Source organism: Streptomyces broussonetiae, from assembly GCF_009796285.1.
Classification (GTDB): domain Bacteria; phylum Actinomycetota; class Actinomycetes; order Streptomycetales; family Streptomycetaceae; genus Streptomyces; species Streptomyces broussonetiae.
Genome location: NZ_CP047020.1, coordinates 4,173,493 through 4,197,791, shown reverse-complemented (window position 1 = coordinate 4,197,791; position 24,299 = coordinate 4,173,493). Strand labels below are relative to the sequence as shown.

General features: G+C 71.4%; 20 protein-coding genes and 1 pseudogene. 8 read left to right on the top strand and 13 right to left on the bottom strand.

The window, feature by feature from the left end; translation table 11 throughout:
- Positions 1-58 precede the first annotated feature (58 nt).
- Positions 59-943 (top strand): DivIVA domain-containing protein, encoded by an 885-nt coding sequence (locus GQF42_RS19330; RefSeq protein WP_233273387.1) that lies wholly within the window; start codon positions 59-61, stop codon positions 941-943.
- A 519-nt stretch (positions 944-1,462) separates the two neighbouring features.
- Here the strand turns inward: GQF42_RS19330 and GQF42_RS19325 are convergent.
- From GQF42_RS19325 to GQF42_RS19295, 7 genes are all read right to left on the bottom strand, one after another.
- Complete coding sequence (locus GQF42_RS19325) at positions 1,463-2,251, bottom strand: enoyl-CoA hydratase/isomerase family protein (RefSeq protein ID WP_158921584.1); 789 nt, start codon at positions 2,249-2,251, stop codon at positions 1,463-1,465.
- Entirely contained in the window at positions 2,248-3,510 is a 1,263-nt protein-coding gene (locus tag GQF42_RS19320) for a cytochrome P450 (protein ID WP_158921582.1), read from the bottom strand. Before GQF42_RS19320 ends, GQF42_RS19325 begins: the two co-directional genes overlap by 4 nt.
- Positions 3,511-3,666: 156 nt before the next feature.
- A complete protein-coding gene (locus GQF42_RS19315; protein WP_158930332.1) occupies positions 3,667-4,971 on the bottom strand; it encodes a cytochrome P450 family protein in 1,305 nt (434 codons plus the stop codon).
- Between the two features lie 100 nt (positions 4,972-5,071).
- Complete coding sequence (locus tag GQF42_RS19310; RefSeq protein ID WP_158921580.1) at positions 5,072-5,674, bottom strand: GTP-binding protein; 603 nt, start codon at positions 5,672-5,674, stop codon at positions 5,072-5,074.
- Positions 5,649-6,020: a DUF742 domain-containing protein gene (locus GQF42_RS19305; protein WP_158921578.1), complete on the bottom strand. Its 372-nt coding sequence runs from the start codon at positions 6,018-6,020 to the stop codon at positions 5,649-5,651. The genes GQF42_RS19310 and GQF42_RS19305 overlap by 26 nt, the downstream gene beginning before the upstream one ends.
- A complete protein-coding gene (locus GQF42_RS19300; RefSeq protein ID WP_158921576.1) occupies positions 6,017-6,418 on the bottom strand; it encodes a roadblock/LC7 domain-containing protein in 402 nt (133 codons plus the stop codon). Before GQF42_RS19300 ends, GQF42_RS19305 begins: the two co-directional genes overlap by 4 nt.
- Positions 6,415-7,410 (bottom strand): ATP-binding protein, encoded by a 996-nt coding sequence (locus GQF42_RS19295; RefSeq protein WP_233273386.1) that lies wholly within the window; start codon positions 7,408-7,410, stop codon positions 6,415-6,417. Before GQF42_RS19295 ends, GQF42_RS19300 begins: the two co-directional genes overlap by 4 nt.
- 12 nt (positions 7,411-7,422) lie before the next feature.
- Between GQF42_RS19295 and GQF42_RS45955 the strand changes: the two genes are divergently transcribed.
- A complete protein-coding gene (locus tag GQF42_RS45955; RefSeq protein WP_233273385.1) occupies positions 7,423-7,620 on the top strand; it encodes a hypothetical protein in 198 nt (65 codons plus the stop codon).
- 266 nt (positions 7,621-7,886) lie between these two features.
- On the opposite strand, the gene GQF42_RS19290 is transcribed toward GQF42_RS45955, so the two are convergent.
- From GQF42_RS19290 to GQF42_RS19280, 3 genes are all read right to left on the bottom strand, one after another.
- Positions 7,887-9,533, bottom strand: a complete 1,647-nt coding sequence (locus GQF42_RS19290) for a sodium/solute symporter (protein WP_158921574.1) — start codon at positions 9,531-9,533, stop codon at positions 7,887-7,889.
- Positions 9,530-10,051: a DUF485 domain-containing protein gene (locus GQF42_RS19285; RefSeq protein WP_158921572.1), complete on the bottom strand. Its 522-nt coding sequence runs from the start codon at positions 10,049-10,051 to the stop codon at positions 9,530-9,532. The genes GQF42_RS19290 and GQF42_RS19285 overlap by 4 nt, the downstream gene beginning before the upstream one ends.
- A gap of 210 nt (positions 10,052-10,261) precedes the next feature.
- A complete protein-coding gene (locus GQF42_RS19280) occupies positions 10,262-11,776 on the bottom strand; it encodes an MFS transporter (protein ID WP_158921570.1) in 1,515 nt (504 codons plus the stop codon).
- A 475-nt stretch (positions 11,777-12,251) separates the two neighbouring features.
- Between GQF42_RS19280 and GQF42_RS19275 the strand changes: the two genes are divergently transcribed.
- From GQF42_RS19275 to GQF42_RS19260, 4 genes are all read left to right on the top strand, one after another.
- Positions 12,252-13,040, top strand: coding sequence for an ABC transporter ATP-binding protein (locus tag GQF42_RS19275; RefSeq protein WP_158921568.1), 789 nt, complete (start codon positions 12,252-12,254; stop codon positions 13,038-13,040).
- Positions 13,037-15,619 (top strand): ABC transporter permease, encoded by a 2,583-nt coding sequence (locus GQF42_RS19270; protein ID WP_158921566.1) that lies wholly within the window; start codon positions 13,037-13,039, stop codon positions 15,617-15,619. The genes GQF42_RS19275 and GQF42_RS19270 overlap by 4 nt, the downstream gene beginning before the upstream one ends.
- Positions 15,620-15,851: 232 nt before the next feature.
- Entirely contained in the window at positions 15,852-19,397 is a 3,546-nt protein-coding gene (gene mfd / locus GQF42_RS19265; protein ID WP_158921564.1) for a transcription-repair coupling factor, read from the top strand.
- 64 nt (positions 19,398-19,461) lie between these two features.
- Positions 19,462-19,821 carry a MerR family transcriptional regulator gene (locus tag GQF42_RS19260; RefSeq protein WP_158930328.1) on the top strand — a complete coding sequence of 120 codons (360 nt, stop codon included), beginning with the start codon at positions 19,462-19,464 and terminating at the stop codon, positions 19,819-19,821.
- Positions 19,822-19,839: 18 nt separating this feature from the next.
- Here the strand turns inward: GQF42_RS19260 and GQF42_RS19255 are convergent, their stop codons facing one another.
- Positions 19,840-20,598 (bottom strand): SDR family NAD(P)-dependent oxidoreductase, encoded by a 759-nt coding sequence (locus GQF42_RS19255; RefSeq protein ID WP_158921562.1) that lies wholly within the window; start codon positions 20,596-20,598, stop codon positions 19,840-19,842.
- A 274-nt stretch (positions 20,599-20,872) separates the two neighbouring features.
- On the opposite strand from GQF42_RS19255, the gene GQF42_RS19250 reads away from it, so the two are divergent.
- A complete protein-coding gene (locus GQF42_RS19250) occupies positions 20,873-21,592 on the top strand; it encodes an HNH endonuclease family protein (protein ID WP_158921560.1) in 720 nt (239 codons plus the stop codon).
- A gap of 73 nt (positions 21,593-21,665) precedes the next feature.
- Positions 21,666-22,406 (top strand): annotated as a pseudogene (locus tag GQF42_RS45950) (N-acetyltransferase).
- A gap of 134 nt (positions 22,407-22,540) precedes the next feature.
- Here the strand turns inward: GQF42_RS45950 and GQF42_RS19245 are convergent.
- The gene (locus tag GQF42_RS19245) at positions 22,541-23,263 is read right to left on the bottom strand and encodes a hypothetical protein (RefSeq protein ID WP_158921558.1); all 723 of its coding nucleotides are present in this window, start codon (positions 23,261-23,263) and stop codon (positions 22,541-22,543) included.
- A 232-nt stretch (positions 23,264-23,495) separates the two neighbouring features.
- The gene (locus GQF42_RS19240; RefSeq protein ID WP_158921556.1) at positions 23,496-24,188 is read right to left on the bottom strand and encodes a hypothetical protein; all 693 of its coding nucleotides are present in this window, start codon (positions 24,186-24,188) and stop codon (positions 23,496-23,498) included.
- Between the last annotated feature and the right edge of the window lie 111 nt (positions 24,189-24,299).

Sequence of the window (24,299 nt, the reverse complement as noted above, 5' to 3'; positions counted from 1 at the left end):
ATCAAGATGTGCGCGAAATCAACCTGTCGTGCATGTCCGGTGGAGAGGGGTTCCCAGGGTGAGCAGTGCATCGATGCCGCCGTACGGCTTCGCGACCGGCCGGGGACGCGGCTACCGCCCCGATCAGGTGGACGCCTTTCTGCAGGCGCTGTCGCACGACCGGGACGCCGCGTGGGAGCGGGCCGCACGGCTGACCGTGCTCGCCCGGGAGATGGGGGAGGAGGCCGCGCGGATGCGCGAGGTCGTCGCCCGGCTTGCGCCACACGGGTTCGAGGCGCTCGGGGAGGGCGCGGCGGGCCTCTTCCAGCACGTGCTGGCAGAGGCGGCGGATCTCCGGGAGCGTACGCGGCGCGAAGCGGACGAGCTGGTCGCGCAGGCCGAGGCGCGCGCCGACAGCGTACGTCGGGAGGCGCAGGAAGCGGCGGACGCGCTGAGGGCGGAAGCGGACGCATACGCCCACCAGCGGCTCCTCGCTGCACGCACTGAGTCCGACGACCTGCGCATCGGCACCCGGCGCGCGGTGAAACAACGGCGCGCAGAGGCGCTCGCGGCGTTGCGCGAAGCACGGCAGCGCACCACCGGCAGGCTCGCCGAGCAGTCCCGGGAGCAGGCCGAGCGGTGGGCAGAGGCCGAGCGCGAGGAGGCCGAGCGGGTCGCCGCGCTGGACGCCCGGTTCGCCGAGCGGATGAGCCGGGCCGAGGCCGCGCTGTCCGAGGCGGAGCGGGCCCTGGAGGAGGCCAAGGAGGCGGCGGGCCGCAGCCAGGAGGAAGCACGCGCGCGTGCCGTGGAGATCATCGCCGACGCGCGCGTGCGCGAGGAGCGCATCGCCCTGGAGACGGAACAGGTGCTGCGCGAGCACGGCGAGACCTGGGACGTCGTGCGCGAGCAGATGGACAGCGTGCAGAACAGCCTGACGATGCTGACCGGACGCGCGGCGGACTAGCGGCGGGCGGGCGGGCGGACAGGCGGTGGACGGGCGGGCGGACAGGCGGCGGACGGACAGGCGGCGGACGGGCGAGCGGCGGACGGGCGGGCGGACAGGCGGCGGACGGTCGCTGGGCCGGGGAGCCCGGCGCCCGGCACCCGCTTCCCCCGGTCCAGTGAAACTCGGTGCCCTGGAACCGGCCCTCAGCCGCCGGCTGTCAGCCGCCGGCCCTCAGCCACCGGCCGCCGGCCCCCGGCTGTCACCCCTCAGCCACTGGCCGTCGGTCGCCAGCATCCGGCCGCTGCCACCGGCCACCGGCCGCCAGCCTCCGGTCAATCGGCCCCCGGCTGTCACCCCTCAGCCACTGGCGATCGGTCGCCAGCCTCCGGCCACCGCCACCGCCACCGGCACCGCCACCAGCCATCGGCCCCCGGCCGTCCCCCTTCGGCCGCCAGCCCTCAGCCACTGGCCATCGGCCACCAGCCCCCGGCCTCCAGCCCCGGGCCCCGGCCTCAGCCCCCCTGCCCCGCCCCCGGTTCAAGCGTGTCCGCGTGCCCGGTGTTGTTCTGCCACCACCGCCGCCATCAGTTCGGCGTCGAGGGCGGAGGCGTCGGCGAGGCGGGCGGAGGCGGTCAGGGAGTTGAGGAGGGTCTTGGTGACTCTCAGGCCGGCCGAGGGGCGGCGGACGATGGGCTTGGCCCAGGCGTCGACGGCCGTGTCGAGTTCATGGGCGGGGACGGTCTTCTGCAGGACGGACAGGGACGCGGCCTCGGCGGCGTCGAAGACGCGTCCGGTGAGGACGAGGTCGCGGACACGGGCGGCGCCGACCTCGCTGATCAGCCGCGGGAGCAGGCCGCCCCAGGCGGTCGGCAGGCCGAGGGCGAGTTCGGGCAGGCGGAAGGTCGCGTCGTCGGCGCCGGCGCGCAGGTCGCAGGCGAGGGCCAGGGCGAGGCCCGCGCCGATGGCCCTGCCCTGGACCCGGGCGATGGTGACGGCCGGGTTGGCGGTGAGCGCGTCGCAGACGCGGCGCGCCTTGGTGCCGGACAGCCGGATGCCGCTCGCGGTCGGGTCGTCGGCGAGGTGCTCGGCGAACTCGCTCCGGTCGCCGCCGAGGCAGAAGTCGTCACCGGCGGCGCGGAGCACCAGGACCCGGACGGCGGGGTCCTGGTCGTCGAGAACGGCCAGCAGGTCGTCCAGCATGGCGTCGGTGACGGCGTTGCCCTGATCGGGGACGTTCAGCTCGATGGTCAGGACGGGACCCTTCCGCTCGGCGCGCAGGGTCTTGAGTATCCGGTCGGTCGGCGGCGCGAGGGGCGGGGCGGTCATGTCGTCACTTTCAGGCTGGTGGCACGTCTGAAGACCATACGAGGGGCGTAGGCGGGCGGTTCGATCGGCCGCAACGTGGGGAAGCGGCGCAGCACTTCGGTGAGCAGGACGCGCGCCTCGAGCCGGGCGAGACCCGCGCCGAGGCAGTAGTGGGCGCCGCCGCCGAAGGTGAGGTGGCTGCCGCGGCGCCGGATGTCGAAGACGTGGGGTTCGGCGTTGCGGCGGGGGTCGTGGTTCGCGGCGCCGTACAGGACGTGGACGGTGGTGTCCTTGGGGACCGGCACGCCGGCGAGGACGGTGTCCTCGGCGGCGAAGCGGGAGTTGAGGTGGATCGGCGGGTCGTAGCGCAGTACCTCGTCGACGGCGTCGTCGAGGTACTCGGGGTGGCGGCGCAGCCGCGCGGCCCGGGCGGGCTCGCCGGTCAGGAACCAGACGGCGTTGGTCAGCAGGGTCGCCGTGGTCTCCAGGGAGGCGATGGTGATGAACATCGTCAGGTCGTAGAGCATCCGGTCGGCGGCCGCGCGGTCGTCGGCGTGCACGACGTCCCAGTAGCGGATCCAGTCGGACAGGACGTCGCTGCCCGGGTGGGCGCGCCGCTCGCTGATCAGGCGGGTGAAGAAGGCCCGCATCTCGAGCGTGGCCTCGGCCGATACGGCGAGTTCGCTCTTGGTCGGCAGCAGTTCCTGGGCGTGCACCTGGCGGTGGGTGAAGCTCAGGACGTGGCGGTAGTGCTCCTCCGGGATGGCGAGCCACCCGCCGACGGTGTGGATCGGGAGCTGTTCGCTGACCAGGCCGGCGAAGTCGGCCTCGCCCCGGGTGCGCAGTTCCTCGTCGAGGTGGTCCAGGAGCCGGGTGACGTGCGCGGTGACCTGGGGCTCCATGTCCTCCAGGGTGCGGCGGTCGAAGAGGTTTCCCAGGGCCCGGCGTTGACTCGTGTGGATGGGCGCGTTGAGGCGGGAGAGGGTCCGCGTCATCTCCTGCGTGGCAGGCGCATGCCAACGCTCGGCGTCGGGCCGGCGCTCCTGCCAGTCGAAGTCGGGGGTCAGCCAGTTCCTGCCGCGCAGGACCTGGCTGCAGGCCTCGAATCCGGTGACGAAGAAGCCGCCCCAGGGGGCGGCAACCAGGTCACCGAGGGCGCGCAAATCGTTCCAGACGGGCAGGGGGTTGGCCTGCCCCTCGGGGGAACGCAGGCGACGCAGAAGGGAGATGACGGTTCGGCGGTCCGTGGTGGTGCCGCGTATGTCGCCGACGGCGGTCACGCGAAGCTCCTTAGTGGCTGGGCGCTACCGTTACCGACGGAACCTACCCTTCCCCCCTCCTGCATCATGCGCCTCTGCGTGTTGCTCCTGTCACATGCCGTGGCTGGATTTCACCGCCGTCACGATCCCGCCACATGTGAGCTGTCGCGTTCCGTGTCAGACGCGGAAAATGTCCAGGAACGAACTCCAGAAGCCCTTCTTCCTGGCCGGTTCCTGGCGCAGGTGGGAAGCGGCCGGCGCCGTCGGCTGCGGCTGCTCCGCCGGGACATGGACCGACCGGTTCTGGATCTGCGTCGCCATCCGGGTTGCCGGTGTCGGGCTGAACGCCACCGGCATGGCGACAAGGGCCCGGTGGAAGGGGCCCGGCCGCCACTGGAGGTCCTTCTCCGGGACGGTCAGGGTCAGATCGGGCAGCGCGTTCAGCAGCCGCTCGACCGCCGTGATCGCGATGACCTGCGCCGGGTCCTTGGCCGGGCAGGCGTGCGGGCCCGCGCCCCACGCCAGGTGGGCGCCCTTGCCGTGGGCGCGCCGGGCCTCGGTGAGCACCGGGTCGCTGTTGGCGGCGGCGAAGCCGATGACGACCGGAGTGCCCGCCTCGGCCACCACACCCCCGAGGTCGACGTCCTGGACCGGGTAGTGCGTGGCGTAGTTGGCGATCGGCGTCTGGTGCCAGAGCACGTGGTCGATCGCCTCCTCGACCAGCATGCCGGCACCGTGGTCGTCGTCGGGCGAGAGCAGCAGGAGCAGGGCGTTGCCGATGAGGTTGCGCTCGGGTTCGACGCCCGCGCCCATCAGCATGACCAGTTGGTCCTTGAGTTCCTCGTCGGTCAGGCCCGCCGGGTGCTGGATGAGCCAGGAGGTGACGTCGTCGCCGGGCTGGCGGCGCTTGAGGGCGATCAACGCCATGAGGCAGGCGGTGAGTTCCTCGTTGGCGCGCACCGCGTCCTTGCCGTCGAAGATCGCAGACATGGCGCTGGTGAGGGTGTCACCGATGTCCGCCGGGCAGCCGAAGAGCTTGTTGAACAGCAGCAGCGGCAGCAGCTTGGCGTAGTCGTTGAGCAGGTCGGCCCGGCCGCGCTCGCTGAACTGGTCGATCAGGTAGTCGGCGATCGGCTCGACGTCGCGCCGGATACGGCTGAGGTTGAGCCGGGTGAGGCTGTCGGTGACGGCCTTGCGCAGCCGCAGGTGCACCGACCCGTCCGTGAACAGGCAGTTGGGCCGGTACGCCATCATCGGCAGGACCGGGTTGTCCAGGCCGATGCGTCCCTCGTTCAGGGCCTTCCAGCGGCGGGAGTCGCGGGCGAAGAGGGTGGGGTTCTGCAGGACGCGCAGCGCCGTCTCGTACCCGACGACCAGGGTGGCGTCGACGCCGGGCGCGAGCTCGACGGGTCCGGCCGGACCGTGCGCGCGCAGCCGGTCGTAGACCTGGTGCGGGTCGGCGGCGAACGCGGCGTCGTGCATGGGGCATCTGCCACCGGCGGCAGCGGATGCGATCGGGCTGTCCATGAAAGTTCTTCCTCCAGTTCCCGGCCCGGTGGCCGGGAGTGGGCTACACGGCCGGTCAGGCCGCGCGGTCGAGCAGATGACGGACCAGCGCGATCAGCGCGTGGCCGGAGGACTGCCGGTCGCGGGCGTCGCAGTAGACGACCGGGGTGTCCGGAAGCAGGTCGAGCGCCTCGCGGACCTCCGTCTCCGCGTAGACCCGCTCGGCCGCGAAGGTGTTGACGGCGATGGCGTACTCCAGCCCGTAACTCTCGATGAGGTCGATGACGGGGAACGTCTCCTCCAGCCGTGCGGGGTCGACCAGGAGCAGCGCGCCGAGCGCACCGCGGGCCATGTCCTCCCACAGCTGCATGAACCGCTGCTGCCCCGGGGTACCGAACAGGTACAGCACGAGTTCGTCGCTCAGCGTCAGCCGGCCGAAGTCGAGCGCCACGGTGGTCGTGGTCTTGTCCGTCACCCCCCGCAGGTCGTCCACGTGGAGCGACGCCTGCGTCATCTTCTCCTCGGTGCGCAGTGGGGTGATCTCCGACAGCGAGCCGATGAAGGTCGTCTTGCCGACGGCGAAGTGCCCGACCACCAGGATCTTCGCCGCGCTGGTCACCGCGCTGGAGACGTAGATGGATCCGCCTGCCGTCTCAGCCGATGAGGGATTGGAGTCCATTCAGAACCTTTTCGAGGGTCGCTCTGTCTACGTTCTGGTGTCGGGGCGGTTCGGCACGCAGCAGCAGGTGCCCCTGGGCTGATAAATCGGTCAGCAGCAACCGGACCACACCGACGGGCAGTTCGAGGTGGCCGGCCACCTCGGCGACGGACAGGTATCCCCCGGAACACAGCTCCCAGATCGCCCTCACCTCGGGTCCGGCCCCCAGCGGAAGGGTCCGCTCGGGAGCCAGGGTGACGAGGGTGTGCAGGGCCAGGTCCTCGGAGGTGGGCAGGCTCCGGCCGCCGGTGATGACATAGGAGCGGACGAAGTCGCTGGTGACTGCTTCCTCTCCCGGCGTCCTCATGAGAGGGCACCGTGATCCGAGCGGAGCGCCACGCTCATCGCCTTGCTGAGGGCGTTCACCGTCTTTTGCATCCGGAACGACACCGCCTCCATGTCGACGTCCAACGCGGCCGATACGGCCAGGTAGGAGCCTTGGCCGGCGGCGCTGAGGAAGATCCACCCGCCGTCGTACTCCAGCAGCGTCTGCTTCCAGATGCCGTGACCCGCTCCCACGAACCCGGCGACGGCGCGGCTGAGCGACTGCATCGAACTCATCGCCGCCGCGTTGGTCTCCGCGTCGTCCCGGTTGATGCCGTCCGAGCGTTGCAGGAGCAGGCCGTCGCCCGAGACGAGGATGGCGTGGCGGGCCCCGCGCACCTCGAGCACGTCGTTCAGCACCCACGACAGGTCGGTGTTCACTGCTTCTGAGGTCCTTCCGTGGTGTTCGTGTCCCGTCCGAGCTGCGTTCCGCGGGCGAACGCTCCGATACGCGACGCCGTCACCTCGCTGGCCGGTCCGGACGTGCCTTCGCTTGCGGTGGACGCGGCGTCGGGGACGGCCGCCACCGCCACGGAACCCTTGCGCCGCCGGCGCTTGGGCAGACCGCCCTGTGTGGTCCCCACCACGTGCGAGGGGCCCACGACCGGGACCGGTGCCAACCGCTGCAGGACGGCGGCCTCTTCGGGGCCGGTCTCCTGGACGACGGGCTCGGGCTGCGGGACGTCGGGTGTCAGGAGGCCCTCCGGGACACGGATCACTGCGCGTACACCGCCGTAGGGTGAGACCGAACCGACGGACACGGCGAAGCCGTAGCGGGCGGCGAGCATGCCGCAGACGGCGAAGCCGAACCGGGGCGGGTCACCGAGCGCGGTGATGTCCACGGGGCGGTCGGGGGACAGCAGGGCGGCGGCGCGGTCCTTGGTCTCCTGGTCCATGCCGAGGCCCGCGTCGTCGACGATGAAGCACACGCCGGTGGGCACGGCCTGGATGTTGACCTCGACCGGCGTGCCCGGGGCGCTGTAGTTGGTCGCGTTGTCCAGCAGCTCGGCGAGGACGACGGCCAGCGGTTCCACTGCCTTGCCCGCGATGGAGATGCTGACCTGGGAGTGGACGCCGACACGGCTGAAGTCCTTGATCCGCCCCTGGGCGCTGCGGGCGACGTCGTAGACGCCGGCGGCACCGTCGCGGCGGCCCAGCCAGCCGCCGCACAGCACGGAGATGCCCTTCGCGCGGCGGCTGAACTGGCTGCCGGTGTGGTCGACGGACATCAGGTCGGCGAGCACACCCGTGTCGTCGCCGTACTTCTTCAGCAGCCCGTCCAGGAGGACCTGCTGTTCCTCGGCGAGGGACTGCAGGGTGCCCATCGCGGACTTGAGCACGGCCTTGGTCGCCGCCTCCGCGTCCGCGCGCACGTCGGCGAGTGCATGGTCGTGCTGGTCGTTCAGCGCCGCGATGTGCGCATGCAGGTGGCCGACCTCGCCACGGGCGGCGGTGATGCCCGCTTCGAGGTCGTTTCGCTTTCTTCGGAGAGCCAGGTTGGTTCTCCGGGCCCGCAGCACTGCGATCACCGCAGCGACGAGCACAACAATCAAGATCCACAGCAGTGGATCTCGGATCAATGACGTCATGAGACTCTCTTCAAGTCGCGTCGCGCGGGGAATCAGGCCCCAGTCCTACAGGCGGACCAACATCCACTCCTTCGCGACGGGGCCTTGCAGACTGCCCCCGCACGCGTCAATCACGACGCGCCGCCAGCCTACCGAAAAGTGGCATGATCGTATCAGTCATATGACACCAACAAGGTTGTGTCTGTTGCTGTTTAACTGGTCGTCACGAAATGCGCACACGGCGGGTCGGCGGCGACGGCACCCGGCTGCGGACCGCCGGGCTAACTCCCCTTGCGTACCGCCCCCGCCAGGATCCGTCCCTCCACCGCCTCGTACTGGCGTCGCTGCCGCTCCGCCTTCGCGCGGCCCGAGGTCATCGTGCCGAGCCAGCCGAAGAGGAAGCCCGCCGGGATGGAGACGATGCCGGTGGTGGTGAACGGGAACCAGTTGAAGTCGGCGTGCGGGAAGGCCGCGAAGGGCGAGCCGGAGACCAGATTGGTGCCCGGCATGAGCAGCAGTACGGTCAGCGAGCCCCCGATCAGCGTGGCCAGCAGCCCGCTGCGGGTGTAGCGGCGCCAGAACAGGCCGTAGACCAGGGCGGGCGCGATGGCCGAGGCGCCCAGGCAGAACGAGAGCGTCACCAGGGGCTGCAGATTGTGCCGCTGCACCAGGGTGGCGAGCAGGATCGTCGGCACGCCGATGGCGAGCGCCGACACCCGCGCGAGGGCCATCTCGCGCCGGGGCGGCATCTCCTGCACGCGCGCGGAGAGGACGTCGTGGGCGAGGGAGTTGGCACAGGCGAGGATCATCCCGGCGACCGAGGCGAGCAGGGTCAGGAAGATCGCGGTGGTGACCAGGGTGAACAGGAAGGTCTCCGCCGTCGACACGTCCGTGCCGAAGGCCGCGCGCGAACCCAGCAGGTAGGCGGTGTTGCCCTGCGGATCGGCCCCGGCGATCACGGTGCGGCCCAGCAGCGCGGTGGCACCGAATCCGACCACCGTGATGACCAGCACGAACAGGGCGACGATCGACACCGCCCAGGACATCGAACGGCGCACCTGGCGGGCGCTGGAGGCGGTGTACATGCGCATGGTGATGTGCGGCAGGCAGGCGCCGCCGAGGACCACGGTCAGCTCGGAGGCGATCATGTCCAGGCGGGACCGGGTCCCGGTGCCGAACTGCAGCCCGGAGTGCAGGAAGGCCGGACCCGCCCCGCTGTGCCGGGCCGCCGCTGCGACCAGGGCGCCCGGGTCCCAGTCGAAGCGGTGCAGGATCAGTACGGAGACCAGGGCGCCGGAACCGACCAGCGTCACGATCTTCAGGATCTGGATGAGCGCGGTGCCCTTCATGCCGCCGATCGCCGCGTAGGCGATCATCAGGGCGCCCAGCCCGACGACGCACGCGGTCTTCAGCGACTCGTCGGAGAAGCCCAGGATGAACGCCAGCAGCTGCCCGGTCCCGGCGAGCTGGACCAGCATCAGCGGCAGCAGCGCCGCGATCGTCACCGCGCAGGCCGTGATGCGCACACAGCGGCCCGGCAGCCGGCGGGCGAGCGCGTCGCCCATGGTGAACCGGCCCGCGTTGCGCAGCGGTTCGGCCAGCAGGAACATCAGCAGCATCAGCGACAGCGCCGTACTGAGGGCGAGTACGACCCCGTCGTAGCCGCACAGCGCGATCACCCCGCCGGTCCCGAGGACGGTGGCCGCCGAGATGTAGTCCCCGGCGATGGCAAGGCCGTTGCGCAGCGGGGACAGGGAGCCGTAGCCGGTGTAGAACTCGTCGAGGTCGTCGTGGTCGGGCCCCGTCATCACGCACAGCAGCAGGGTCACCGTGGCGACCGTGGAGAAGGCGACCAGGGACATGGTCTGGGCCCGGGCGCTGAAACCGGTGAAGCCCCACACGGCGGGGGAGGCGGCGGCCGTGCTCATCGCGTCGCTCCGCGCCGGGCGTCCAGCGCGGCCTGCGCACGGATGCGGTCCGCCAGCGGATCGACGTGCACGCGCGCGGTGTGCTCGTACAGGGCGATCGCCAGCCAGGTGACGGGGAGTTGGAGCAGGGCGAGCAGCAGCCCGGCCGGGATGCCGTCCACGACCGTGCGCGCCATGACGCCGGGCGCGCACGCGGACAGGACCAGGAACAGGGTGAAGTAGCCCAGCGCGGTGAGCGTGGCGGTACGCCGCTGCCAGCGGTAGGCGCTGCGCAGGACGCGCAGGTCGCCGTGGTGGCCGACGGGCGCGCGGGGCGGGCGGCGGTGCGCCGCCCGGGGCGGCTGCGGGGCCGGGGGCTGCCAGGGGTAGGTGAGAGAGGCGGGGTGCGGAGGCTCGTACGGCGCTGGGGGCGGCTCGTACGGTGCACGGGACGTGTCGTGGGGCGTCGGGAGTGGCTCGTACGGGGGACGGGACGGGTCGTACGGCGGGCGTGGGGGGCGCGGCGGGTCGTAGGGCATCCCGGGGCTCCTTGCGTGGCTCGGGTCCATGGCGGTGGACCGCAGGGAGGTGGGGGGCGTGTGGAGCCACGCACGCTACTCGCGGGTTCCCGGACCGCGCGGCGTTTTCACCAAACTGGCCGGTCGGTATGCGCTTACTACGCAAAAACGTTTCCGACCTGGGGTGTTACCCGCGTTAACCGCGCCTTGCCGTCACCTGTACGTGCCCGTTCACTCGCTGAGGACCGGGAACCGCCGCGGCGCCAGAAGCAGCAGCACCAGGAACGCCAGAGCCGCCGCGCCGGCCGCGCCGAGGTACACCGCGTGCACCGCGCCGGCGATCGCCCGCCGGGTCGCCTCGGGGGCCGTGCCGGCGTTCAACGCGCGCGTGACGGTGTCCAGATCGCCCGCGCCGCCCAGCCGTGCGGCCAGTACCCCGTTGGCCACGGCGCCGAACAGCGAGGCGCCCAGGGTCTGTCCGGTCTGCCGGCAGAACAGTACGGACGCGGTCGTGGTGCCCCGCTCGGACCAGCCCACCGTCGACTGCACACCGACGATCAGCGGCAGCTGGAACAGGCCGAGCGCGCCGCCCAGCAGCAGCATCAGCAGCGTCGGCTGCCACCACGACCCGGGATACGGCAGGAACGGGAACGCGAACAGGATCAGCGCCGCCAGGCCGATGCCGAGCAGCGCGGTGTCGCGGAAGCCGATGCGCCGGTAGACATGCTGGCTCAGCGCCGCCGACACCGGCCAGCTCAGCGTCCACACCGACAGCACGAAACCGGCGGCCACGGGCGCGAGCCCCAGCACCGACTGCGCGTACGTCGGCAGGAACACACTCGGCGCCACCATCAGCAGCCCCAGCGCGCCGAGCGCCAGGTTGACGGCCGCGATCGTCCGGCGCCGCCACACCCACCCCGGGATGATCGGCTGCGCCGCCCGCCGTTCCACCACGACCACGGCCCCGGTCAGCGCCAGGCCCGCCGCGAACAGCGCCAGCGACGGCGCCGACAGCCACGGCCAGGCGACCCCGCCCTGCACCAGCGCGGTCAGCAGCACCCCGCCGGCCGCGAACACCGCGAGCGCACCGGCCCAGTCCACGCGCGCGCGTGCCGTCTTCGCGGCGTTCTGCGGCTGCTCCCGCTGCGGCTCGTGCAGATGCCGGACGACCAGCCACAGTGCGGCGGCACCGATCGGCAGGTTGACCAGGAAGATCCAGCGCCAGTCCGCGTATGCGGCGAGCACCCCGCCGAGCCCCGGCCCGGCGACCGCCGACACCGCCCACACCGTGGACAGCTTCGACTGGATCTTCGGGCGCTCCTCGAGCGGGTACAGATCCGCGGCCAGCGTCTGCACGGTGCCCTGCAACGCCCCGCCCCCCAGGCCCTGGACGACCCGGAAGGCGATCAGCGCCGCCATGTTCCAGGCCGCCGCGCACACCAGCGAGCCCAGCAGGAACACGGCCGCGCCCACCACCAGCACCGGCTTGCGGCCGAAGGTGTCGGACAGCTTGCCGTAGACGGGCAGGGAGACGGTGACGGCGAGCAGATAGCCGGAGAACAGCCAGGAGAAGACGGAGAACCCGCCGAGGTCGCCGACGATCTGCGGTACGGCCGTGGAGACGATCGTGGAATCCAGTGCCGCCAGAGCCATCGCCAGCATCAGCGCGGCGACGACCGCCCCGCGCCGCCGGGTGTCCGGCCGGCTGCCGGTGCCGCCGCGTATCGCGGGTGTCGTACTCCCCACCGCAAACCCCTCCCCATGGCTCACCGAGTCACCGACCCGCTTCCCGAGTCCCTGCCGGAACCTACCCCGTGCCCCTTGCAGCTATCTGCGCGAGGAAAGCCTCCCACGACACGGTCTCCTTGACCCTCACGCGACGGAAGGGTGGAGGCTTGCCGTGCCCAAGGGTGGAGGCGACCCCGAGACGACTCCACCCGGAGGGGGAGCACCCCTAGGGGAGCCTCCGTACTACGGCTCGGGGAGGGTTCGTCCCGGCGGAGGAGGAGCCGGGCCGGGTCCGGTCCTTAACCTGGCTTTACGCCGCTGGGGGCGGCTGACCGAACCGGCGGGGGTGGGGTTTTCCCCCCAACAAGACGGGGCTTCGCACCAGCGCGCGGCACCACCGCCGACCGCGAGACTCATCTCGACGTCAAGCAGGGCGCCACCGGGGCGCACCGGCACCACTCATCGACCTGTCAACCGATATAGGAGACATACCGTGACATCGGCTGTGACCATCCCCAGGCACGGGGGCACTGGAGGGCGTACGGCCGTTGCCGCTCGGGCGCGGCAGGTCGTGAAGGCGTACGGGTCGGGCGAGACCCGGGTCGTCGCCCTCGACCACGTCGACGTGGACATCGCCCGCGGCCAGTTCACCGCGATCATGGGCCCCTCGGGGTCCGGCAAGTCCACCCTGATGCACTGCCTCGCCGGGCTCGACACCGTGACCAGCGGTCAGATCCACCTGGACGAGACCGAGATCACCGGCCTGAAGGACAAGAAGCTCACCCAGCTGCGCCGGGACCGGATCGGCTTCATCTTCCAGGCGTTCAACCTGCTGCCGACGCTGAACGCGCTCGAGAACATCACGCTGCCCATGGACATAGCCGGCCGCAAGCCGGACCGGGCCTGGCTGGACCGCGTGGTGGAGACCGTCGGCCTCGCCGGGCGCCTCAAGCACCGGCCGACCCAGCTCTCCGGCGGCCAGCAGCAGCGTGTCGCCGTGGCCCGCGCGCTCGCCGCCCGCCCGGAGATCATCTTCGGGGACGAGCCGACCGGAAACCTCGACTCGCGCGCGGGCGCCGAGGTTCTGGGCTTCCTGCGCCGCTCCGTGGACGAACTCGGCCAGACCATCGTGATGGTCACGCACGACCCCGTGGCCGCCTCCTACGCGGACCGCGTGCTGTATCTCGCCGACGGCCGGATCGTCGACGAGATGTACCAGCCGACGGCCGATCAGGTCCTCGACCGCATGAAGGACTTCGACGCCCGGGGACGTACGTCATGACCGTCCTGAAGACCTCGATGCGCAACTTCTTCGCGCACAAGGGCCGGATGGCGCTCTCGGCGGTCGCGGTCCTGCTGTCGGTGGCGTTCGTGTGCGGCACGCTGGTGTTCACCGACACGATGAACACCACCTTCGACAAGCTCTTCCAGGCCACGTCCTCGGACGTGACGGTCAGTGCCAAGGGCTCCTCCGACACCGGCCAGACGACCTCCAGCACCGGCAAGCCGCCGGTCATGCCGGCCTCCGTCGTCGGCGAGATCCGCGGCGCCCGGGGTGTCGAGAAGGCCGAGGGGACGGTGTTCTCCACCTCGGTCACCGTGATCGACGCCAAGAAGGACAAGCTGTCGCCGAGCAGCGGCGCGCCGACCATCGTCGGCAGCTGGAACGGCAACGACGCCCGCACCATGAAGATCACCTCCGGTACGGCGCCCAAGGGCCCGGACCAGGTCATGGTCGACGAGGACACCGCCGCCAAGCACCACCTGAAGATCGGCTCCGACATCGGCATGATCTCGGTCGTCGGCACGCACCACGCGCGCGTGTCCGGCATCGCCGCCTTCAAGGTCACCAACCCCGGCGCGGCCATCTTCTACCTGGACACGAAGACCGCCCAGCAGACCCTGGTCGGCCGGACCGGCGTCTACACCAACGTCAACGTCACCGCCGCCAAGGGCGTGACGAACGACCAGCTGAAGAAGAACGTCACGGCCACCCTCGGCCACGGCTACAAGGTGCAGACGGCCAAGGAGGTCGCCAACGCCAACCAGAAGAGCGTCGAGAGCTTCCTGAACGTCATGAAGTACGCGATGCTCGGCTTCGCCGGGATCGCCTTCCTCGTCGGCATCTTCCTGATCATCAACACCTTCTCCATGCTGGTCGCCCAGCGCACCCGTGAGATCGGCCTGATGCGCGCCATCGGCTCCTCCCGCAAGCAGGTCAACCGCTCGGTGCTGGTCGAGGCGCTGCTGCTCGGCGTGCTCGGCTCCGTCCTCGGCGTCGGCGCGGGCGTCGGCATCGCGGTGGGCCTGATGAAGCTCATGGGCCAGATGGGCATGAACCTGTCCACCGACGACCTGACCGTCGCCTGGACGACGCCGGTGGTCGGCCTGCTCCTCGGCGTCGTGGTCACCGTCCTCGCCGCCTACCTGCCCGCCCGGCGCGCCGGCAAGGTCTCCCCGATGGCCGCCCTGCGCGATGCGGGCGCCCCGGCCGACGCCAAGGCCGGTGTCGTGAGGGCCGTGATCGGCCTGCTCCTCACCGGTGCCGGCGGCTTCAGCCTGTACGTCGCCGCCACCGCCGACAAGGCCAAGACCGGCTCGGGCTGGCTGGGCCTAGGCGTGGTCGCCACGCTGATCGGCTTCGTCGTCATCGGCCCGCTGCTCGCCGCCGGCCTGGTCCGCATCCTCGGCGCGGTAATCCTGCGGATCTTCGGCCCGGTCGGCCGGATGGCCGAACGCAACGCGCTGCGCAACCCGCGCCGCACCGGCGCCACCGGCGCGGCCCTGATGATCGGCCTGGCCCTGGTCGCCTGCCTGTCGGTGGTCGGCTCCTCCATGGTCGCCTCCGCCACCGACCAGCTCGACAAGACCGTCGGCACGGACTTCATCGTCCAGCCGGACAACCAGCAGCTCATCACCCCCCAGGCGGTCAAGCTCATCAGGAACACCCCGGAACTGGCGCGGGTCACCGAGTACCGGCCGACCCAGGCCGACTTCACCACCCCGGACGGTCGGACGCTCAAGGACACGGACATCACGGCGGCCGACCCGACGTACGCGACCGACCTGCGCAAGAAGACCGTCGCCGGCAACCTCAAGGACGCCTACCTGCCCGACTCGATGTCCGTCCACGAGAAGTTCGCCAAGGCCCACGGCATCCACCTCGGCTCGAAGATCACCATCGCGTTCAAGGACGGTTCCACCGCCCACCTGACGGTCCGCGCGATCACCAGCAGCGACGACGTGATCGACCAGGGCGCCATGTACACATCGATCGCCACGCTCGCCAGGTACGTGCCCGCCGACCGGATGCCGCTGGACCAGATGCTCTTCGCCACTGCCAGGGACGGACAGCAGGCGGCCGCCTACAAGGCGATGAAGTCGGCCCTGCACGACGACTTCCCGCAGCTGACCGTGCGCGACCAGACCGACTACAAGAAGGCGCTGAAGGACCAGATCGGCCAGCTGCTGAACATGATCTACGGCCTGCTCGCACTCGCGATCATCGTCGCGGTCCTGGGCGTGGTGAACACCCTGGCCCTGTCGGTGGTCGAGCGGACCCGGGAGATCGGCCTCATGCGAGCCATCGGTCTCTCCCGCCGCCAGCTGCGCCGCATGATCCGCCTGGAGTCCGTGGTGATCGCCCTCTTCGGTGCCCTGCTCGGCCTCGGCCTGGGCATGGGCTGGGGAGCGACCGCCCAGAAGCTCCTCGCCCTCCAGGGCCTGAAGGTCCTCGACATCCCCTGGCCGACGATCATCACGGTCTTCGTCGCCTCGGCCTTCGTGGGACTGTTCGCCGCCCTGGTCCCGGCGTTCCGGGCGGGCCGGATGAACGTCCTGAACGCCATCGCCACGGACTAGCCGCGCAGGCTCGGCCGGGCAACGACCACCGCATACGGGGGTTGCGGGGGAAACCCGGTGCCGGGAAGTCCTTCGGGGGGACTTCCCGGCACCGGGCTTTTGCCGTCATGCGAAACGGGGGTTGTCCACAGCCCCGACGGCAACGGCGCCGGCGTCGTACGCTGGACAGCCCCGGCCCGTCCCACGAGTCGGGCCCTTCGTGTTGCCGACACCCTGGACGGAAAGCCCCTCCATGAGCCTGCACGGTCTGCTCGACGCCGTCGCCAAGGACCCCGCCCTCGCGGAAGCGATCACGGCCGCCGCGGACGGCAACCGCATGCATGTCGACCTGGTCGGCCCCCCGGCGGCCCGCCCCTTCGCGGTCGCCGCCCTCGCCCGTGAGTCGGGCCGCCCCGTACTCGCCGTCACGGCCACGGGCCGCGAGGCCGAGGACCTGGCCGCGGCCCTGCGCTCGCTGCTGCCCGCCGAGGGCGTCGTGGAGTACCCCTCCTGGGAGACACTGCCGCACGAGCGGCTCAGCCCGCGCAGCGACACCGTCGGCCGTCGCCTCGCCGTCCTGCGCCGCCTCGCCCACCCCCGCCCCGACGACCCCGGGACCGGCCCGGTCTCCGTCGTCGTGGCCCCCGTACGATCCGTGCTCCAGCCGCAGGTCAAGGGCCTCGGCGACCTGGAGCCGGTGTCCCTGCGGACCGGCCAGAGCGCGGACCTGAACGACGTGGTGGAAGCTCTCGCGGCCGCCGCCTACGCGCGCGTGGAGCTGGTCGAGAAGCGCGGTGAGTTCGCCGTGCGCGGCGGCATCCTGGACGTCTTCCCGCCCACCGAGGAACACCCCCTGCGGGTGGAGTTCTGGGGCGACGACGTCGAGGAGATCCGCTACTTCAAGGTCGCCGACCAGCGCTCCCTCGAAGTCGCCGAGCACGGCCTGTGGGCCCCGCCCTGCCGTGAGCTGCTGCTCACCGACGACGTCCGCGCACGCGCGCGTGCCCTCGCCGAGGAGCACCCGGAGCTGGGCGAACTGCTGAACAGGATCGCCGAGGGCATCGCGGTCGAGGGCATGGAGTCCCTCGCCCCGGTCCTGGTCGACGACATGGAACTGCTCCTCGACGTCCTGCCCAAGGACGCGATGGCCGTCGTCTGCGACCCCGAGCGGGTCCGCACCCGCGCCGCCGACCTCGTGGCCACCTCCCAGGAGTTCCTCCAGGCCTCCTGGGCGGCCACCGCAGGCGGCGGCGAGGCCCCGATCGACGTCGGCGCGGCCTCCCTGTGGTCCATCGCCGACGTCCGCGACCGCGCGCGCGAGCTGGACATGATGTGGTGGTCGGTCTCGCCGTTCGCCGCCGGCGAAGAGCTCGACGCGGACACCCTCAAGCTCGGCATGCACGCGCCCGAGACCTACCGCGGCGACACCGCGCGGGCGCTGGCCGACACCAAGGGCTGGCTCGCGGACGGCTGGCGCGTGGTGTTCGTCACCGAGGGCCACGGCCCGGCCGCCCGCACCGTCGAGGTCCTCGGCGGCGAGGGCATCGCCGCCCGCCTCGACGCCGACCTCGCGGTGCCGAGCCCGTCGGTCGTGCACGTCTCCTGCGGCTCGATCGAGTACGGCTTCGTCGACCCGGGCCTCAAGGTCGCCGTGCTCACCGAGACCGACCTGTCCGGGCAGCGCACGGCCGGCCGCGAGGGCGCCCGGATGCCGGCCCGCCGCCGCAAGACCATCGACCCGCTCACCCTGGAGCCGGGCGACTACATCGTCCACGAACAGCACGGCGTCGGCCGCTACATCGAGATGGTGCAGCGCACCGTCCAGGGCGCCACCCGCGAGTACCTGGTGGTCGAGTACGCCCCCGCCAAGCGCGGCCAGCCCGGCGACCGGCTGTACATCCCGACCGACCAGCTCGAGCAGATCACCAAGTACGTCGGCGGCGAGGCACCCACCCTGCACCGCCTCGGCGGCGCGGACTGGACGAAGACCAAGGCCCGCGCGAAGAAGGCAGTCAAGGAGATCGCCGCCGACCTGATCAAGCTCTACAGCGCGCGCATGGCCGCCCCCGGCCACGCCTTCGGCACCGACACGCCCTGGCAGCGCGAGCTGGAGGACGCCTTCCCCTACGCCGAGACCCCGGACCAGCTCACCACCATCGCCGAGGTCAAGGAGGACATGGAGAAGTCGGTCCCCATGGACCGCCTGGTCTGCGGCGACGTCGGCTACGGCAAGACCGAGATCGCGGTGCGCGCCGCCTTCAAGGCCGTACAGGACGGCAAACAGGTCGCCGTCCTCGTCCCGACGACCCTGCTGGTGCAGCAGCACTTCGGGACGTTCTCCGAGCGCTACGGCCAGTTCCCGGTCAACGTGCGGGCCCTGTCCCGCTTCCAGACCGACACCGAGGCCAAGGGCGTCCTGGAGGGCCTGAAGGAGGGCGCGGTGGACGTCGTCATCGGCACCCACCGCCTGTTCTCCTCCGAGACGAAGTTCAAGGACCTCGGCCTGGTCATCGTCGACGAGGAGCAGCGCTTCGGCGTCGAGCACAAGGAGCAGCTGAAGAAACTCCGCGCCAACGTCGACGTGCTGACCATGTCGGCCACCCCCATCCCGCGCACCCTGGAGATGGCGGTCACCGGCATCCGCGAGATGTCCACGATCACCACGCCCCCGGAGGAGCGCCACCCGGTGCTCACCTTCGTCGGGCCTTACGAGGAGAGGCAGATCGGCGCCGCCATCCGGCGTGAACTGCTGCGCGAGGGCCAGGTCTTCTACATCCACAACCGCGTCGAGTCCATCGACCGCGCGGCGGCCCGGCTGCGCGAGATCGTCCCCGAGGCGCGCATCGCCACGGCCCACGGCCAGATGTCGGAATCGGCGCTGGAGCAGGTCGTCGTCGACTTCTGGGAGAAGAAGTTCGACGTGCTCGTGTCGACCACGATCGTGGAGTCCGGCATCGACATCTCCAACGCCAACACGCTGATCGTGGAGCGCGGCGACACCTTCGGCCTGTCGCAGCTGCACCAGCTGCGCGGCCGGGTCGGCCGGGGCCGCGAACGCGGGTACGCCTACTTCCTGTACCCGCCGGAGAAGCCGCTGACCGAGACCGCCCACGAACGGCTCGCCACCATCGCTCAGCACACCGAGATGGGCGCCGGCATGTACGTGGCGATGAAGGACCTGGAGATCCGCGGCGCCGGCAACCTGCTCGGCGGCGAGCAGTCCGGGCACATCGCGGGCGTCGGCTTCGACCTGTACGTCCGCATGGTCGGCGAGGCCGTCGCGGACTACCGGCGCCAGCTGGAGGCAGGGGAGCCCGGGGCGGGAGGGGTGGAGGAGCAGCCGCTCGAGGTCAAGATCGAGCTGCCCGTCGACGCGCACGTCCCGCACGACTACGCGCCCGGCGAGCGCCTGCGCCTGCAGGCCTACCGCGCGATCGCCTCCGCCAACAGCGAGGAGGACATCAAGGCCGTCCGCGAGGAACTCACCGACCGCTACGGCAAGCTGCCCGAGCCGGTGGAGAACCTGCTGCTGGTGGCCGGACTCAGGATGCTCGCGCGCGCGTGCGGGGTCGGTGAGATCGTCCTGCAGGGCACCAACATCCGCTTCGCGCCGGTGGAGTTGCGCGAGTCCCAGGAGCTGCGGGTCAAGCGCCTGTACCCGGGCACGGTCATCAAGCCGGCCGTGCACCAGGTGCTGGTCCCGCGCCCGAAGACCGCGAAGGTCGGCGGCAAGCCGCTGGTCGGCCGCGAACTGCTCGGCTGGGTGGGCGAGTTCCTCGCCTCGATCCTGGGGTCGTAGCGGGTCGTAGCGGGTTGTAGCGGGTCGTGCCGGGCCGGAGAAGGCGAAGGTGAGGGAGCGGGGCGTGCGGATCGGTGAGCTGGCGGCGGCGACCGGGACGACACCGCGCGCCCTGCGCCACTACGAACAGGCGGGCCTGATCGCCTCCGAGCGCGCCGCCAACGGCTATCGCGTGTACGCCGCCGCCGCGGCCGTCCGTGTCCGCAACATCCGGCACCTGCTCGACGCGGGGCTCACCCTCGACGACGTACGGGTGTTCCTCCCGTGCCTGGACGGCGACGTCACCGCCGGTCCCGTCGCCGCCAAGGGGATACGGGTCGCCCGGGACCGGCTGGCGGTGCTGGACGCACGGATCGCGGCGCAGACACAGGTCCGCGACCGCCTGGCGGCGGCACTGCGCGCGGCGGACGCCGGGACCCCTTGAGGGCCGGCGGCCCGGTGTTCAGGCGACGACCGCCCCGCCGTCCACGGGCAGCACCACCCCCGTCACGAACGACGCCCCGGGTTCGGCCAGCCGGGTGATGGCCCAGGCGACCTCCTCCGGGCGGCCGATCCGGCCGAGCGGGGTGTGCTCGAGCTGCCACGCGCGGATCGCCCGCCGCTGTTCGGGGGTGTAGCCGTTGTGGTCCGCGATCGGCGTCTCGATCGCGCCCGGTGCCACGGCGACGACCCGGATGCCGAGCGGCGCCAGTTCGACCGCCCAGCTGCGGGTCAGCGTCTCCAGGGCCGCCTTCCCGGCCGCGTACAGCGAGTTCCCCGGCCAGCCGCGCTGGCCGACGGAGGTCGTCACGTTCACCACCACGCCCCGGCTGTCCTCCAGCGCGGGCAGCGCGGCCTGGGTGAGCAGGACGGGGGCCAGCAGATTCGTCTCCAGCAGCGGTCGTACCGAGGCGCGGGTGCAGCCGCGCAGGGAATCGCTGGTGACCACCGCCGCGTTGTTGACCAGCACGTCGATCCGGCCGCACCGCTCCAGCGCGGCCCGTACGACGGTCCCGGGGCCGTCCTCGGCGGTCAGGTCGGCGGACACAGCAGTGATCCCCGGGTGCCCCTCGGCGGTCTCGGCCAGCGGCCCGGGGCGGCGGCCGACGGCGACGACCCGGGCGCCTCCGGCGGCGAACGCGCGCGCGGTGGCCCGGCCGATACCGGTGCCGGCGCCGGTTACCAGGACGGTACGGGGGTGCTGAACGCTCTCGTTGTTCATGCTGGGATCGTCGGACCCTGACGCCGGTGTCAGGGTCAAGTCCGCGCGGGGGCAGGGGAAGCGGGCGGGAGCGGGGGAGGCGAGCGGGCGCATGCCTGCGGCGGCCGTGCTCCCCCCCGAGAGGCTCCCCATGCCTCAACTCGGGTGCGGATTAACCGGAAACGTCCCTTTGGTGACCATCTGCAGTCTGCCGCGGGGCGGTTAACGTGAGGGAAGGAACGATTCCGCCTGTGTCCACCGGCGGGTCAGGGTGAGCGAGCGAGGGGGACGTACCGTGACACGTCTGAGGGGCGGGGCGGTCGCCGCCGTGGTGGTGCTGACCGCCGTGGCCGGCTGCCACCCGGACAAGACCAAGGGGGCCTCCGGGCCCGAGCAGCGGTCCGGCGGCAACGGCGCGGTCCTGTCCGCCGTCGACTCGCTGGCCGTCAAGGGGCGGGCTCCCAAGACCGGTTACTCCCGTGCCCGGTTCGGCGCCGCCTGGGCGGACACCGACTCCAACTCCTGCGACACCCGCGACGACATACTCAAGCGCGATCTGAAGGACATGAAGACCGCCGGCGGCACCTGCAAGGTCACGTACGGCCTGCTCGAACCCGACCCCTACTCCGGCAAGGAGATCACCTACAAGCGCGGCGCCAGCCAGGTCGACATCGACCACGTCGTCCCGCTCTCCGACGCCTGGCAGAAGGGCGCCGAGTACTGGGACGCGAGCAAGCGCATAGCGCTCGCCAACGACCCCCTCAACCTCGTCGCGGTCGACGCGAGCACCAACCGTGGCAAGGGGGACGGCGACGCGGCCACCTGGCTGCCCCCCAACGGGGCGTACCGCTGCACCTATGTGGCCACCCAGGTCGCCGTCAAGAAGAAGTACGGCCTGTGGGTCACCGACGCCGAGAAGGCCGCGATGAAGAAGGTCCTCGCCGGCTGCCCGAACCAGAAGCTCCCCTCGGGCGGCAACCCGACCAAGGCACCGGAGCGCTTCACGGCGCGCTGAGCCGGGCCCGTCGTACCCGGAGCCGCGGATGAACCGGTACCGGGCCGGGCGTGTGTTGCCTGCCGTGGCCGTCATGGACGTCAGGGTGAGCAGCATCGCCGAGCGGCCCGACCGGCTGCCCGCGGTGGTCGAGATGGCCGACGCATGGCCCGAGTCCGTGACCAACGGCCCTGTGGGCGCCGCCCACCACGACCGCATCCCCACCGAACTGCCCCGGCACGCGCGGCTCGCCGAGGACGAGCACGGCGAGATCGTCGCACACGCCTTCGGTGTGCCTTCGCCCTCGACGCCGAGGGCCGGGGCGCACTGCCCGCCCGGGGTGGGGACCAGGTCCTGCCGTGGGCCTTCGCCGACCTGCGCCGCGGCACCCGCCCGGACACCGCCGGTGCCGTCTCCGTCACCGTCGCCCCGCACGCCCAGGGCCACGGCCTGTCCGCCGTCCTGCTCACCGCGATGCGGGACAACGCCCGCACCCACGGCTTCCGTGAGGCCGTCGCCCCGTCCGCCCCAGCGCCAAGCACCGCGAACCGCACACTCCGATCACCGGGTACGCCCACCGGGTACGCCCCGACGTGCTGCCGGAGGACCCGTGGCTGCGCGTCCACGCGCGCGCGGGCGCGCACATCGACTCCATCGCCCCGGCCTCCATGACCGTGGGGGCCTCGATCGAGGAGTGGCGCCGCTGGACCGGGCTGTCCTTCGACGTCACCGGGGACGTCGAGGTGCCCGGCGCGCCGGCCCCGGTCCGCTGCGAGGCGGAGCGCGGGTACGCCTCCATGTCGAGCCCAACGTGTGGATGTGGCACACCGTGTGAGCACACCGGCGGCTTGCGCGCGCATGGCCGGACGATCAGGGCCGCGGCCCGGGGCCACGGCTCGGGGCCACGGCTCGGATCGTCCTGTGTGCGGGCGCCGACCCGTCTGCGCTGGCGCCGACCCGGCTCCTGGGTCAGGCGGACTTCATGTCCTTCAGGGACCCCAGGATTCGGGTCGTCACGCGCTGTGCGGACGCCGCGCCGTTGTCGGTACCCGCCGTGGACAGCACGGTGACCACGGCACTGCCGGAACGGACGGCGATGAGCGTGGAGCCGTTCTGCCAGGTGCCGCTCGTCAGCGTCATCGTGTAGGCCTCGTCACCGAGCCCGGGCGTGGAACGGCCCTTGAGCCTCACCGTGGTGTGGGCGTCGGTGTCCGTGAACGTGGCGCACTGGGAGGCGACGGTCCGCAGGTCCTTCATCACCGTGGTCGCCGTGGTGCCCTGGAACTCGTCGGTCTCCTGGGCCACTTCCTCGGTCCTTTCCTTGTTCGCGTAGTCGTTCTGCGCGAACGACACGCCCCCCTTCAGGCCGGCCACCTGGATCCAGGACGTGCCCTCCAGTCTGGTGCAGTCCGGCTTCCCGGTGCTCTTGCCGGACGGCGACAGGAACATGCCGCCGCTGTCCGAGGCGCTGTCGGCCTCGAGGGCGAGCCCGGCCGGGAACGCCGACGCGGGCGCCAGCGCCTTCTTCAACTGCGTACCGGTGGCCAGACCGGCGTTGAGGTCCTTCGCCTTGACCGGCGCGGCACCCGCACCGGAGCCGGATCCGCCGGAGGAACCGGACGAGCAGGCGGCGAGGGCCAGCGGCAGTGCCGCGACGGCGAGCAGGGTGGCGACACGGGACGAGCGGCGCATGACAGTCCTTCAGGTGATGAGCGGAACAGAGAGAGCAGAGAGAGCAGGGAGAACGCAGAGAGAGCAGGGAGAACAGAGAGAGCGGAGCGAACGGGCTGAGAGAGCAGCGAGAGCAGCGGGAGCAGAGAGCACTGAGAGAACTGAGAGAACTGAGAGGAGTGAGCGGTGTGAGTGCGGATGGCGGCCGTCGGATGCCGGACGGCGGGCGGGGTGTGCCGGACGGGCCGGCGGGTCAGGACGCCTTCTTCCAGTCGCCGCAGCCGGTCGTCTTGAAGTAGGCGTCGGTGGGGCTGATGGTCACGACGGCCGTGCCGGTCACGTTGTTGTTGGCGATGATCGAGTCCATGCCGTGCTCGGCGTCCTTGGTGCGCTCCCAGTAGCAGGAGCTGTCCTTCTTCCCGGTCGACCTGTAGGTGCCCGGCGCGATGTCCGTGCCGACCTTGAACATCCCCCCGTTGCCGGCCATTGAGGAGGCCGGCGCGCCCTTCGCCTTCGGGTCGACGGCCTCCCAGTCCTTGCAGCCGCTGGACTTGAAGATCTTGTCGGTGGCCTTGACGGTCACGTAACTCGTGCCGCTGACGTTGTCGTTGGCCAGCAACGAGTCCGTCTCGCCCTTGGCGTCCTTGGCGCGCTCCCAGTAGCACGTGTCATCGGTGTTGCCGCTCGTGCGGTACGTCCCCGGCTTCACGTCGGAGCCGACCTGGTACTCGCCGTCACCGGCCAGTGTGGTCTTCTTCCCGGGGGCGGCCTTGCCGCCCCCGGAGTCCTTCGTACCGCCGGACTTGTGCTCGGCGGAGGCGGAAGAGCCCTTGCCGCTGTCGCCGGAACCGCTGTGCTTGCCGTTGCTCCCTGCGTTCGCGGACACGGCACCGATGACGACGACGCCCACGACGGCGCCCAGAGCGATCTTGGCCTTCATGCCCATGGCGAATTCCCCTCCCCAGCGCGGCGGCCTCCCCCTCCGGTGACCGCTCGTTCGCTGGGTCAATAAGAACAGAGCTTGTGAACCGAGTCAACACGGTTCACTTGGTTGGGT